This window comes from Mesorhizobium sp. ArgA1 (assembly GCF_053714375.1).
Map to the genome: position 1 here is coordinate 159,218 of NZ_JBSKBQ010000006.1, position 12,918 is coordinate 172,135.

Consider the following 12,918-nt stretch of genomic DNA (forward strand, 5'->3'; position numbering starts at 1 on the left):
AGCAGCGCTCAACCGTCTCTCCTCATCTGCCGAGGTCATCAGACCCGTTCGGCGAACAAGCTATTGTAGCCTGTCCTTGTGATTCGCACTTGAATAATGTCACCGATTTCGCCGGCCTTTTCATCAACAATAACCGGCTGCAGCCATGGCGACCTGCCGACCTTCTGGCCGGGCTGACGACCGGGCTTCTCGATCAGCGTATCGATGGTGCTGCCAACCAGGCTCGAGCCGAAATCCTGCTGCTGTTTGAGCAGCAGGGCCTGCAGGCGCTGCAGACGCTCGTCCTTGACCGCCTCCGGCACGTGATCGGGCATCTCGGCGCCCGGCGTGCCGGGACGCGGCGAATATTTGAACGAGAAGGCCGAGGCGTAGTTGACCTGACGCACCAGTTCCATCGTCGCCTCGAAATCCTCTTCGGTTTCGCCGGGAAAGCCGACGATGAAGTCGCCGGAGAGCGCGATGTCACCGCGGGCGGCGCGGATGCGTTCGAGCAGCGCCAGATAGTCCCTGGCTGTATGCCTGCGGTTCATCGCCTTGAGGATGCGATCGGACCCCGACTGCACCGGCAGATGCAGATAAGGCATCAAGGCCGGCAGGTCGCGATGGGCAGCGATCAGTTCGTCGTCCATGTCGCGCGGATGGCTGGTGGTGTAGCGCAGCCGCGCCAGGCCGGGGATCTCGGCCAGCCGGAACAGCAGGCGGCCAAGCCCCCATTCCGTGCCGTCTTCGCCCTTGCCATGCCAGGCATTGACGTTCTGGCCAAGCAGCGTCACCTCGCGCACGCCGGCATCGGCCAGCCGCTCGGCTTCAGCGACGATCTGCGCCACCGGCCGCGACACTTCGGAGCCCCTGGTGTAGGGCACGACGCAGAAGGTGCAGAATTTGTCGCAGCCTTCCTGAACGGTGAGGAAGGCGGTGACGCCGCGCTTGATCACCTCGGCGCGCTTCGGCTGCGGCAGATGCTCGAACTTGTCCTCGATGGCATATTCGGTCTCGACGATCTTCTCGCCGCCGCGAGCCCGCGCCAGCACGTCTGGAAGACGGTGATAGGTCTGCGGGCCAATGACAAGATCGACGGCCGGCGAACGGCGGATGATTTCCGCACCTTCGGCCTGGGCGACGCAGCCGGCGACGCCGATCAGCATTTCGCGCCCGGCTGCCGCGCGTTCGGCCTTCACATCGCGGATGCGGCCAAGCTCGGAATAGACCTTTTCCGCCGCTTTTTCCCTGATGTGGCAAGTGTTTAGCAACACCAGGTCGGCCTCGGCGATGATGTCCGTCGCCGTGTAGCCGTCGGCGGCCAGCGCATCGGTCATGCGCTGTGAATCATAGACATTCATCTGGCAGCCATAGGTCTTGACGAAGACCTTCTTGGCCGGGTCAGACGCCACGCCAGCGGTTTGCGCGGCACTATCGGCGTCGTTGCGCTCTATCGTGTTCAAATCCATCCGGCGGCTTCTAACGCCTTTCCGTGACAAAAAACAGACGATTCTGGGCATGGGCCTGAGGCGCAGCCCGGGGCTACCGGCTCGGGATCGGGTCGGCGAGTGCGGCTTGCATCATGGCGCGCACCTGGCTTTCCATCAGCCTCGACGTTTCCTTTCGGTTCGAGCCCTTGGAGAAAGCGATGGGCTCGCCGAAATGCACCTCGACGTCGAGCGCCCCTTCGGCCATCAGCACCTTGAGATGCGGCATCAGGTCCTGGTCGCCGATCCAGGCGGCGATTGACCGGTGCCGGCGGCCGAGCGGCACTCCGTGCACCCGTGTGTAGGCGATCGCTACCGGCTGGATGAAGACCTGTTCGGCGGCGCCTTCCGAAATCGCCATCGAGGCGGCGCCGAACAAGGTGCTCTTGAACGGCAGGATGGTATTGCCGTCGCCGGTCGAGCCTTCAGCAAACAGCACCATGGCGTCGCCCTTGGCCATGCGGCTGGCGATTTCGGAAGCCTGGTCGCCGGCTGTGCGCTTGCGCTCGCGTTCGATAAAGACGGTGCGCTGCAGCTTCGACAGCCAGCCGATCAGCGGCCAACCTTCCATATCCGCTCTGGCGATGAACGTGACATCGGCAAAGGAGCCGAGCACCATGATGTCGGTCCAGGAGATATGGTTCGAGGCGACCAGCAGCGGGCGCTTTATGGACAACGCGCCTTTGACATGGATGCGCAGGCCGAGCGTCCGCACGATAAGCCGGTGCCAGACCTTCAAGATGACTGTCTCGCGCCAGATGCCGGTCTTCATCGACAGAAGCTGCAGCGGCACAAGCGCAAGCGAGCCGATGACAACGAGGCTCAGCGCCAGGAAAATCCTGATTTTTCCGATCATGCGCCTAGCAGCCCTATTCCGCTCTCGCTAACGAAGATCGCGGCGCATGACAAGCGCGCCGGTCGGGCCATGTTCGGTCGAGCGGTAATAATTGGCGCGGTGGCCGACCTGGCGGAAGCCGAGCCTGCGGTAGAGTGCGATCGCCGCGACATTGGTTTCGTCGACCTCGAGGAACAGCGCCTCGGCGCGCTGCGCATGCAATTCGCGCAGCACCGCGTCCATCAACTGCCAGCCGAGCCCCTGGCGGCGGTGCGAGCGCGCCACCGCCACGGTCAGGATCTCGCCTTCGCCGGCAGCGAGCCTGGCCAGCACGAAGCCGACCGGCGGCTTGGCGCCCTGGCCGATCTCACGCGCGGCATAGCCGAACACGGTATCTTGCTCGAGCAGCGCGGCGAACTCGCCATCGGTCCACGGCCGGACGAAATCCTCGCGATGCAGCACCGACACCGCCGGACTATCGGCGATAGTCAGCGGTTCGAGCGCATAGTCCCTGCGGCGCGGCTGGAGGAAAGGAATGCGCATTATTTGTCCTGCCTCGACAGAATGAACCCTGCCTGCGGCTTGGCGTCAGCGCCGCGCAGATAAAGTGGTTTCGGCTTTTCGCCCTCGCCATTTGCCGCAGCCAGCCGAGCGTAGACGGCAATGTCGGCAGTGGCCGATGTCGGACCGACATCGAAATCGCGCCCGACCGTGGCCGCGATCTGCACGGCCGCAGTGCCGGCCAGTACCGGAAAATTGTCAGCCGCCATTCCCGCGGCTTGCGCAAGTGTGGTCACCGCCGGACCATAGCGCAAAATCGCTTCCCCATCGTAAAGAGCGGCATGGATCTCCTCGCGGCCGGCGTCGAGCACGGAAAGGACAGGGCGGCCAGGAAATGCCGAGCTCGTCTCAGCGGCCAGCGCCTCCAGCGTCGTCACGCCGATCGCCGGGATCTTCAACGCCAGCGCCAGGCCACGCGCCGCCGACACGCCAACGCGCAAGCCGGTGAAGGAGCCGGGGCCAACGGAGACCGCGACGGCGCCAAGACCGGTATAGGAAGTCCCGGCCGCCTTCAGTGCCTGATCGATGACGGCCATCAGATGCTCGGCATGGCCCTTGCCGAGCCTGAGCACGGAGCGGCCGAGCTCTTTGCCGGCCACTGCATCAAAGACGCAAGCGGCGCAGAGATTGGCGGCACAGTCGATGGCGAGCAGTTTCATGGGCGACCGGTTCGAAAAACAGTCTCCCTCTGCCCGCCATGGCGCGCCGCCGCAAGAGCCCAGCGCATAAATTGTTAAGCGGCTTTGCTTCGAACCTTATGCCACTTGCTCAATGCGCAGCATGTGGTTGTCCCAGACATAGTCGGGCTCGGAGCGCGTCGTGCCGCTGCCTTTTACGATTTCGCCAGCACCCGTGGTTGCCATGAAGTCCGATCCGTCGGGCGCGAGGCCGCAGACCTCGACCAGCGCCTTGGTGGCGACGATCTTGCCGCTGGCGGCGTTGATCACGGCCAGCGAATTGCCTTCCGGCGAAGACACGGCGACGGTTCCGGCTGCCGGATTGGCAGCGACCGAGCCGATGTAGTTTCTGAAGCCGGACAGCACATCCTGCGGCATGTCGAGCAGCTGCAATTCCTTGCCGCGGGCGGCACGGCCGACCAGCGGCGGACGGTCGGTGCCCGGTCCGCGATACTGGCAGCCAAACCAGATGGTACCTGTGGGGTCAGCGCCCATGTGGCGGATCGACAGTTGGTGGAGGGCCGCCGGCAGTTCGTGCTTTTCGATGAGGTCGCCGGTCACGCGGTCGACCAGCACATAGGACGGCTTCATGGTCGCGATGTTGAGCTCGGCGCGGCCATAATCGGGATGGGTCTCGATGCCGCCATTGGCGATTGCGATCGTCCTGTCGTCGCCGAGCAGGAGAAGCTCGTGCGGCCCCATGCCATAGGTCGGGAACTCGCCGATACGGTTGAATTTGGCGCGGGCGTCGTAGATTCCGACCACACCGGCGGCATTGTCGAAATCGTTCTCGGTGACGTAGAGCAGCGCACCGTCGGCGGAGAAAACACCGTGGCCGAAGAAATGCCGGCCGGTGATGCTGGCGATGGTCTGCGGAGCATTGCGGCCGGTATGGTCGAAGACCACCGCGAAGGTCCCGGGCTGCCTGGCAAAGACCACCGAGCGCTTCGATACCGGATCGAAGGTGACATCGTGGCCACGCTCGGGCAGGTCGATTGCATGCAATACTTTGCCGGCTTCCGACAGCACAGCCGCGCCGTAGCTGCCGTCGCGCTTGACGAAGGCGGTGGCAAAGACGGCGTCCGCGGCCAGCATATCCGCCCAGGCTCGGGGCGCCATCGCTACGACAAAGCCGGCGCCGGCGGCCCTCAGAAAGTCGCGGCGGTCGATCAGCGGTGTGCGTATCGCAACCAATGCTCAGTCCCCGTCCAGCGACGAAAAGCCAGCGGTCAGGCCGAATTCGGCGGTCAGCCTGGTGCCGATCAGGCCCGACAGGCTGGAGGTAATCAAAGCGAAATGCTCGAATTTCTCACGCTCGGCCGGATCGGCGAGCGCCTTGTTGATCGGGCCCTGGATGGATTTGGCGGTGGCAATGCCGTTGGTGAGCTGGATATGGATCGATTCCGCCATCCAGCGCGCATCCTCGGGCAGTGCGTCGCCGAGCTTTGACGCCCCAAACAGCGTATCGATGCCGGAGAGATTTCCAGCCAGCGAGAGGCCCGTGTTTTGCGAGCGCCAGTAGATCGCCTGCCTTGGCTTGTCGCCCTGCGGCTTGACGCCGAGGAAGCCTTTGATGCGCACGTCGCGGACCATTTCGAGTTCATTGATGAACACGCCGACCAGTTCGGTCACCGCTTCGGTGCCGTCGCGATAGAGCGCGTTGTCGGGTCCCGGATTGGCCCACAGGGCCGCAAAGCCGTCCGGCTTTTTCCAGGCCGCATCGACATCGGCCGCCATGGTCTCGATGTTCCTGGCGACCGCCGCGCCATAGGCGCAGCGATAGGGATCGTCCTTGTCGGCCAGCGCCTCGGCACCGTCGCCGTAAAGCACGAATTCCAGCGCCCCGAACCCCTGCATGGCGACGCTCTTGCCCGCCAGCAGCGCCGGATCGGTGGCGGTCGGGTCCTTGCCGGCGAGCGCCGCCTGCACCTGCTTCAGGCCGATGCTCTTGCGGTCCGGCCAGTAGAGCATGCGCTCCAGCTGGTTGTTTTCCTTGATCGGCCCGAAGCCAATGATTTCGGCCGACGACCAGGCTGCGACCGTGGCCGAGAATTCGGCGTGCGCGGCATCGAGATTGCCCTGTGATGGCGACTGGCAGAGCGTGTCCATGGCCTTGGTGAGGCTACCGGTGTGGTCATGCAGCCTGGCATAGGCGGGGCGGACAAAGCCGTCGATCGCTCTTTGGATCACGTCGGACGCTTTCACCGACGCCGATGCCGGGGAGGACATGGTCAGCGCAAGAGCGAGTGCAGGCAGAAAACACTTGAGCATCAAAGTGACTCCAGGAACTTGATGAGGGCATCGCGGTCGGCCGTATTGGCGGCGGCAAACCGGTCGCGCGCCTTCTGGCCCTCGCCGCCATGCCACAGGATCGCTTCGGTAAGCGTGCGCGCACGCCCGTCATGCAGGAAGAAAGTGTTGCCGTTGACCGTCCTGGTCAGGCCGATGCCCCATAGCGGCGGGGTGCGCCATTCGCTGCCCGTGGCATCGCCTACCGCCTGGCCATCGGCGAGGCCGGCCCCCATGTCGTGCAGCAGAAAGTCGGAATAGGGCCAGATCAGCTGGAAGGCCTGCGCCTTGTTGGGGGTACCGCGCATGGTGACGAATTTCGGCGTGTGGCAGGCAATGCAGCCCAGCTCGTAGAATAGCTTCTTGCCGGCGAGCACGCCGGCAGCGCCAACACCGCGCCGCGCCGGCACGGCAAGGTTCTGCGAATAGAAGGTGACGAGATCCATCACCGGCGGCGGCGCCTCGACGGCGCCGAGCCGCTTCTGCACTCCGTTCGGCATGGCAAGGCACGCCTTTTCGGCGGCAGTGCAATCGCCCCAGTGCCTGGGCACTTCCGGCGTCGAAATGCCGATATCGCCGGCAAAGGCATCCGCTGCCTGCTGGCGGATCGAGGCGGTCTGAGCCTTCCAGCCGAAACGGCCGATCGTCAGTTCGCCGCTGCTGACATCGCGCACAATGTTGGGCCGGCCGGAAATGCCGTCGCCGTCACGATCGTCCGGATCGGCATGGGCAAGGATATCGGCCGGCGCGAGCTGTTCGATCAGGCCAAGCCCGATCATTGGCGGCGTCAGGCGCGGCGACAGCGTGGTGCGCGGGTCGAGCCGCCCGTAGCCAAGGCCGTCGGCCGAATAGCTTGGCCTGCGCAGCGAAACAGCGCTGCCGTCGCCAAGCGTCGCTTTTTCCTCGTAATAGTCGACATGCATGCGCCCTTCGCCCTTGAGGCCGGGCACCGCCAGTTCCTGCAGTTGCGTGCCGTAGACCGGATCGGGGAAGTTCAGCACCGTCTGCGCGGCGATCTCGGCCTTCTCCTCAGCCGTACTTGCATCGCGCGCAAGCCGCAGGAACATCGAGGTGGTGCGACTGTCGGCAGCAGGAGGACGGCCGCGGCCGTCCTTCAGATGGCAATTCTGGCAGGCCCGCTCGTTAAACAGTGGTCCGAGGCCGTCCGAAGCCTGGGTCGAGGACGGCGACGACACCCAGTTCTTGCGAAACAGCGCATTGCCAAGCTTGAAATTGCCCTCTTCCTCGAAGGTGATGTTTTCAGCGGGTTGCGAGAAGGCGTCGCGGTCGACCTGCTTGCGCGAGGTGCCGGCGCCGCCTTGCATCGTTTCGAAGGCTTCGGGTTTGGAGAAATCGGTGGTCGGCCTGGTAACGGCAATGACGCGAGCCCGATCCTTCGGCGTCAGGTCGGTGCGGCTGGCGGCGAGGCCGACCGGTTCCGACGATCCGGACGAGGCCGGGGCCGAAATTGCGGCCAGGATTACAACCGAAAGCCCGCGAAACGCCTGATATCGCGGGTTTTTGAGGAGCAGCGGGCCGGCGGCCCGCCGCAAGCGGCGCAGAAGATCTAGGGGGCGCCGCATTCCTGCATGGTCCTATTCCGCCTCGTCCGCCGATGCGGCGTTGAGCTGGCCGTACTTTTCCTCGCCGATCGAGGCCAGCAGGTCGAGCTGCGTCTCGAGGAAGTCGATATGACCTTCCTCGTCGGCGAGCAATTCCTCGAACAGCTTCATCGTCACGTAGTCGCCTGCTTCTTCACAGATCTCGCGCGAGCGCTTGTAGGCGGTGCGCGCGTCATATTCGCCGGCAAGATCGGATTCGAGCACTTCCTTGACGTTCTGGCCAATGCGCAACGGCGCCACCGACTGCAGGTTGGGGTGCCCTTCGAGGAAGATGATACGGGCCACCAGCCGGTCAGCATGGTGCATCTCCTCGATCGATTCGGCGCGTTCCTTCTTGGCCAGCTTGGCGTATCCCCAGTCCTCGAGCAGGCGGAAATGCACCCAGTATTGATTGACCGCTCCGAGCTCCAGGAACAGAGCCTCGTTAAGCCGCTCGATGATCTGTGGTTCGCCTTTCATGGGTTCTGCTCCCGTATTGGACGCGCAGGCCTCTAACGCGATCCAGATGTGAAACGATGTCCACGCCGCTCGCCTCCGAGCGGGCGTGGTAATTCTCGGTGACCCGAATGATCGTTTCGACCACATTTGGGAAGCAGCCGCAACAGCGACCGCGCTTGTGCATGGCGTGGTAGACCTTCGCCGGCACGATGAGCTGCCAGGGGTCCTGATCCAGCAGATCGACGATCGTCTGCTCGATCTCCTTTTCGGTGATGATGTTGCAATGGCAGATCAGCATGGATTGGCCCTGGCTGACGGCGCCTCCTCCGCGCCGTTTGGCTGGTGGTTGGTTGGGGTGCTACTTGAACACCTTGTCCGGTGCGTCGAGGCTGTCGGAACCCTCGAAGGCGATGTTGTTCAGCTTCAGGGCGCCGACGGCGCGTTCGATCGACTTGGTCTGGTCGACAAGCGCGTCGATTGCCGCCTGCACGGTGGCGTTGCCTTCGGTATTGCCCTCGGCGATCTGCTGGTCGTAGGCCTCACCGGCCACGGCCCGCGCCTTGATCGCCTCCATCCTGGCGACCGAGACATCGAGCTTGTCGGACAGTTCCTTGTCGATCGCCGGATCGGCCGCCTTGACCATATCGTGTGCCGACGGGCCCGAAACGACGGTGCCGTCGAGGCGCGTGTAGCTGGCGAGATAGGCAGCGCGGATGCCGATGGCGTCATTGAGATGGGAGTTGTAGGTGTTGTCGGAGAAGCAGTCGTGCTCCTCTTCCGGATCGTGCAGCAGCAGGCCGAGCTTCATGCGCTCGCCGGCCAGTTCGCCGTAGGACAGCGAGCCCATGCCGGTGAAAATGATCGAGATGGCAGTGTTCGGCTCGCCGTCGACAAGGTTCTTGCGCGCGGCGCCGTCTTCCTTCCAGTTGCCGACCATCTCCTGCAGATCGGAAACCAGAAGGTCGCTGGCCGACTTCAGATATTGCGCGCGGCGATCGCAATTGCCGCCGGTGCAGTTTTTGAGATCGTAATCGGTGTAGGGCCGGTCGCCGGCACCCGCGCCGGTGCCGTGCAGGTCCTGGCCCCAGAGCAGGAATTCGATGGCGTGATAGCCGGTCGCGACATTGGCCTCGATGCCGCCGGCTTCCTGCAGCGTGCCGGACAGGAATTCCGGCGTCAGGTTTGAGGCGTCCACCTTCTTGCCGTCGATCTCGATTTCCTTGTTGGCGATCACATTGGCCGTATAGAGCGCGTTGGCATCGGACTCGGCGCCATAGCTCTTGGCGACATAGTCGATCAGGCCTTCGTCCAGCGGCCAGGAATTCACCTTGCCTTCCCAGTCGTCGACAATCTTGTTGCCGAAGCGGTAGGCCTCGGTCTGCTGGTAGGGCACGCGCGACGCCTTCCAGGCTTCGCGCGCGGCGTTCAGCGTGTCCACGGAAGGCGTGGCGAGCAGCGCGTCGACGGCCTTGTCCAGCGCCTGTGCCGTGGTCAGCGAATCCTCGTACTTGGCCAGCGCGATGTCGGAGTAGGTCTTGATGACCGCCTTGGCATCGGTCTCCGCCGCCTTGGCCGGCAGTATGAAAACCGCAGCCGTCAGCATAGCCGTGGCACCGATCGCAGCCAGCCTGCTGCCATATCGTGCTGTCATCATCATTCTCCAGTTCAAAGGAAATTCGGTAAAAGGCGCGCGTGCCAAACTGTGCCTGGACATAGGCATGCCGTGGGACACAACGGATGCCGCGCAGCTGCGCGGTTCACGGAAGAAAGACACCAAATGCCTCCAATCGAACGGGTTCAAGGCCCAAACATCAAAGGGATGCGCTGACGCGCGAGGCTCCATAAAGCGACGGCGGCGCCGGAAGTCAACTGGTGGACTCCAAAAAATTCAATTGAAACAACACTTTAGAATTATTCTAAACTGCAACTATCAACTTTAAATCCGCACTGCGGCGCGATGGGCCCGGTGACAGACGGATTGACAGGCGACCATTCCGGGTGCGACCCGGAACGGGCTTGTTGCGGCGGCGGCAGACAATTGCCATGTACCGAGACAGCCTAGATTTAAAAGCGGAATTCGGGTTTGCGATGAAGAACGGTGTCGTCATTGTCGGTGCGGGTCATGCGGGCGTGCAGGCGGCTGCGAGCCTGCGCGAAGAGGGTTACGATGGCCCGGTCGTGCTGATCGGTGACGAGAGCGAACTGCCCTACCACAAGCCTCCGCTGTCGAAGACCTTCATCAAGGATGCCGAGGCCAAACCGCAGCCATTGCGCGGCGAGGCTTTTTATATAGGCAGCACCATCGACTTCAGGCCAGGCATCCGAATCGACAGCATCGATACGGCAGGCCACAGGCTGGAAATAGCAGGCGGCGGCGCGCTTGCCTTCGACCGCCTTATCCTCGCCACCGGTTCGCGGCCGCGGCTTCTGCCACTGCCGGGCGCCGACCTTTCCGGTGTGCTGTCGCTGCGCTCGATCGCCGATGCGCGACTGATCCGCGAACTCAGCGTAGAGAGCGAAGACGTCGTCATCCTCGGCGGCGGCTTCATCGGGCTGGAGATCGCCGCGACGCTCAGAGCCGCCGGCCGCAACGTCACCGTGGTGGAAGCGGTCGAACGGCTGCTCGGCCGGGCGGTGGCGCCGGTGGTGGCGAGCCATGTCCGCCAGCGGCTGGAAACAATCGGCGTGCGCATCCTCACCGGCACCACGATTGCAAGGCTGGAAGGTGAAAACGGCCATGTCTCGGCTGCCGTCACCTCCACCGGCGAAAGGCTGCCGGCGCGCATGGTCATTGTCGGCATCGGCGCGGTGCCGAATGTCGAACTGGCGCAGGCCGCCGGGCTGACGGTCGCCAATGGCGTCCGCGTCGACCAGCAGATGCGCAGTTCGGTGCCTGATGTTCTCGCCATCGGCGACGCCGCCTCATACCGCCACTGGCTGACCGGCGGCGACGTGCGGCTGGAATCGGTGCAGAACGCCACCGACCAGGCGCGGCTTGCGGCGCGCACTATCACCGGCCACGCGGACGCCTATGCGGCAGTGCCGTGGTTCTGGTCGGACATCGGCGACATGAAATTGCAGATGGTGGGGCTGACCTCGGGCGGCGACAGCCATGTGGTGCTGGGCGATCTGGCTGAGAACAAGTTCTCGATCTACCACTATGCCGGAAGCCGGTTGCTCGGCATCGAATCGGTCAATCGCCCGGGCGACCACATGCTCGGCCGCAAGATGCTGGGCGCCGGGTTTTCGCCGACGCCGCAGACGGTGGCGGAAGGTCCGGAAGGGCTGAAGGCTGCGCTGGCGGCGTTTCAGACGATGGAGCCAGTCAAGGCTGCGGGCTAGTTGGAGGATCGTGTCCGAGTAACCACGAAGAGGAGCTACGCCGTGAGCAGCGAATATTTCCGTGAGTTGATCCGCCGCGATCAAGACCGTCAACTACTTCGACGTCTACTCCTTGAGGGCGCGTCATCCGAGCCGGGTGCTCCGGTTGATGATGGCTATTTCGCTGAATTGCGAAAGCGAGCGTAGAGCAAAAAGGCGTAGTCTGCTGGTCGAGACGAGGCGGTAGTGGCGATAGGCGTCAATTTAGACGTCTGCTCCGTCCCTCATCCGCCTGCCGGCACCTTCTCCCCGTATAGGGACGGGGAGAAGGCAAGCGCTCGTCAGGCCGCGCAGACTTCGCGGATCGAGCTTTCCAGGATGTCGAGCGCCTCGTTCATGACGTTGTCCTGGATGGTGATCGGCGCGAGGAAACGGATGACGTTGCCGTAGACGCCGCAGGTCAGCAGGATCAGCCCCTTGTCGAGCGCCTTCAGGCGGATTGCGTTGGCGATCTCGGCTGACGGCAGGCCTTTTTTGACGTCGTTGAACTCGACCGCGTTCATGAAACCGAGACCACGGATATCGACAATCTCGGGAACGTCGTCACGGATCGCCGACAGGCGCTGCTTCAGCCTGGCGCCGAGCGCATTGGCGCGGTCGCAGAGCTTTTCGTCCTCGATCACATCGAGCACGGCGTGTGCTGCAGCGACACCGATCGGGCTGCCGCCATAGGTGCCGCCGAGGCCGCCGGGGCCGGGCGCGTCCATGATTTCGGCGCGGCCGGTGACCGCCGACAGCGGGAAGCCGCCGGCCAGGCTTTTCGCCATGGTGGTGATGTCGGCCGCGACGTCATGGTGGTCCATGGCGAACATCTTGCCGGTGCGGGCAAAGCCGGTCTGCACCTCGTCGGCGATCAAAAGCATGCCGTGCTGGTCGCAGAGCTTGCGCAGCGCCGTCAGAAATTCGCGCGGCGCGTCGTAGAAGCCGCCTTCGCCCTGTACCGGCTCGATGATGATGGCAGCGACACGGGCCGGATCGACATCGGCCTTGAACAGTCTGTCGAGCGCCGCCAGCGAATCCGCAACGGAGATGCCATGCAGCGGCACCGGGAACGGCGCATGGTAGACGTCGCCCGGCATGGCGCCGAAACCGACCTTGTAGGGCACGACCTTGCCGGTCAGCGCCATGCCCATGAAAGTACGGCCGTGGAAGCCGCCGGCAAAGGCAATGACGGCCTGGCGGCCGGTGGCGTTGCGGGCGATCTTGATGGCGTTCTCCACCGCCTCGGCGCCGGTGGTGACGAAGATCGTCTTTTTCTCGAACTTGCCGGGCAACATGGCGTTCAGCCGTTCGGCGAGCCGGACATAGCTCTCATAGGGCACCACCTGATGGCAGGTGTGAGTGAAGCGATCGAGTTGCGCCTTGACCGCTTCGATCACCTTGGGATGGCGATGGCCGGTGTTGACGACGGCGATGCCCGAGGAGAAGTCGATATAGCGGCGGCCCTCGACGTCCCAGATCTCCGAATTCTCGGCGCGGTCCGCGTAGATCTGCGTCGTCATGCCGACGCCGCGCGAAATCGACTGGTTCTTCCGTTCGGAAATGGCTGCGTTCTTCATTTCATCCCTCATCGGGCCGGCGCCCGTTCTCGTTTGATGATTGCCAAGGCCCTTCTGACCTTATTTCACGTTTTGCTCAAGTTGGCACGG

The 12,918-nt window shown here is 63.7% G+C and carries 13 protein-coding genes; 2 read left to right on the forward strand and 11 right to left on the reverse strand.

Annotation, left to right across the window (positions count from 1 at the left end; genetic code table 11):
• Positions 1–38: 38 nt before the first annotated feature.
• The 10 genes from miaB to ACWGTI_RS16570 all read right to left on the reverse strand — a co-directional run bounded on the left by miaB (position 39) and on the right by ACWGTI_RS16570 (position 9,539).
• A complete protein-coding gene (gene miaB, locus ACWGTI_RS16525; protein ID WP_454588092.1) occupies positions 39–1,448 on the reverse strand; it encodes a tRNA (N6-isopentenyl adenosine(37)-C2)-methylthiotransferase MiaB in 1,410 nt (469 codons plus the stop codon).
• 73 nt (positions 1,449–1,521) lie between these two features.
• Positions 1,522–2,322 carry a lysophospholipid acyltransferase family protein gene (locus tag ACWGTI_RS16530; protein WP_454588093.1) on the reverse strand — a complete coding sequence of 267 codons (801 nt, stop codon included), beginning with the start codon at positions 2,320–2,322 and terminating at the stop codon, positions 1,522–1,524.
• Between the two features lie 27 nt (positions 2,323–2,349).
• On the reverse strand, positions 2,350–2,844 hold the full coding sequence (gene rimI, locus ACWGTI_RS16535; RefSeq protein WP_192249924.1) for a ribosomal protein S18-alanine N-acetyltransferase: 495 nt from the start codon (positions 2,842–2,844) through the stop codon (positions 2,350–2,352).
• A complete protein-coding gene (gene tsaB, locus ACWGTI_RS16540) occupies positions 2,844–3,521 on the reverse strand; it encodes a tRNA (adenosine(37)-N6)-threonylcarbamoyltransferase complex dimerization subunit type 1 TsaB (protein WP_454588094.1) in 678 nt (225 codons plus the stop codon). Before tsaB ends, rimI begins: the two co-directional genes overlap by 1 nt.
• Positions 3,522–3,617: 96 nt before the next feature.
• Positions 3,618–4,724, reverse strand: a complete 1,107-nt coding sequence (locus ACWGTI_RS16545) for a DUF1513 domain-containing protein (protein WP_454588176.1) — start codon at positions 4,722–4,724, stop codon at positions 3,618–3,620.
• Between the two features lie 12 nt (positions 4,725–4,736).
• Entirely contained in the window at positions 4,737–5,810 is a 1,074-nt protein-coding gene (locus tag ACWGTI_RS16550) for an imelysin family protein (protein ID WP_454588095.1), read from the reverse strand.
• Positions 5,810–7,411, reverse strand: a complete 1,602-nt coding sequence (locus tag ACWGTI_RS16555) for a di-heme oxidoreductase family protein (RefSeq protein ID WP_454588096.1) — start codon at positions 7,409–7,411, stop codon at positions 5,810–5,812. Before ACWGTI_RS16555 ends, ACWGTI_RS16550 begins: the two co-directional genes overlap by 1 nt.
• 12 nt (positions 7,412–7,423) lie before the next feature.
• Positions 7,424–7,909: a bacterioferritin gene (bfr, locus tag ACWGTI_RS16560; RefSeq protein ID WP_454588097.1), complete on the reverse strand. Its 486-nt coding sequence runs from the start codon at positions 7,907–7,909 to the stop codon at positions 7,424–7,426.
• Positions 7,875–8,186 (reverse strand): (2Fe-2S)-binding protein, encoded by a 312-nt coding sequence (locus ACWGTI_RS16565; protein WP_454588098.1) that lies wholly within the window; start codon positions 8,184–8,186, stop codon positions 7,875–7,877. Before ACWGTI_RS16565 ends, bfr begins: the two co-directional genes overlap by 35 nt.
• Positions 8,187–8,246: 60 nt before the next feature.
• The gene (locus ACWGTI_RS16570; protein WP_454588099.1) at positions 8,247–9,539 is read right to left on the reverse strand and encodes an imelysin family protein; all 1,293 of its coding nucleotides are present in this window, start codon (positions 9,537–9,539) and stop codon (positions 8,247–8,249) included.
• Positions 9,540–9,976: 437 nt separating this feature from the next.
• On the opposite strand from ACWGTI_RS16570, the gene ACWGTI_RS16575 reads away from it, so the two are divergent.
• Both ACWGTI_RS16575 and ACWGTI_RS16580 read left to right on the forward strand, forming a co-directional pair.
• Positions 9,977–11,230, forward strand: a complete 1,254-nt coding sequence (locus ACWGTI_RS16575) for an NAD(P)/FAD-dependent oxidoreductase (RefSeq protein ID WP_454588100.1) — start codon at positions 9,977–9,979, stop codon at positions 11,228–11,230.
• Positions 11,231–11,416 (forward strand): hypothetical protein, encoded by a 186-nt coding sequence (locus tag ACWGTI_RS16580; protein ID WP_454588101.1) that lies wholly within the window; start codon positions 11,231–11,233, stop codon positions 11,414–11,416.
• 134 nt (positions 11,417–11,550) lie between these two features.
• Here ACWGTI_RS16580 and ACWGTI_RS16585 read toward each other — a convergent pair whose 3' ends face one another.
• The gene (locus tag ACWGTI_RS16585) at positions 11,551–12,828 is read right to left on the reverse strand and encodes a 4-aminobutyrate--2-oxoglutarate transaminase (RefSeq protein WP_454588102.1); all 1,278 of its coding nucleotides are present in this window, start codon (positions 12,826–12,828) and stop codon (positions 11,551–11,553) included.
• Between the last annotated feature and the right edge of the window lie 90 nt (positions 12,829–12,918).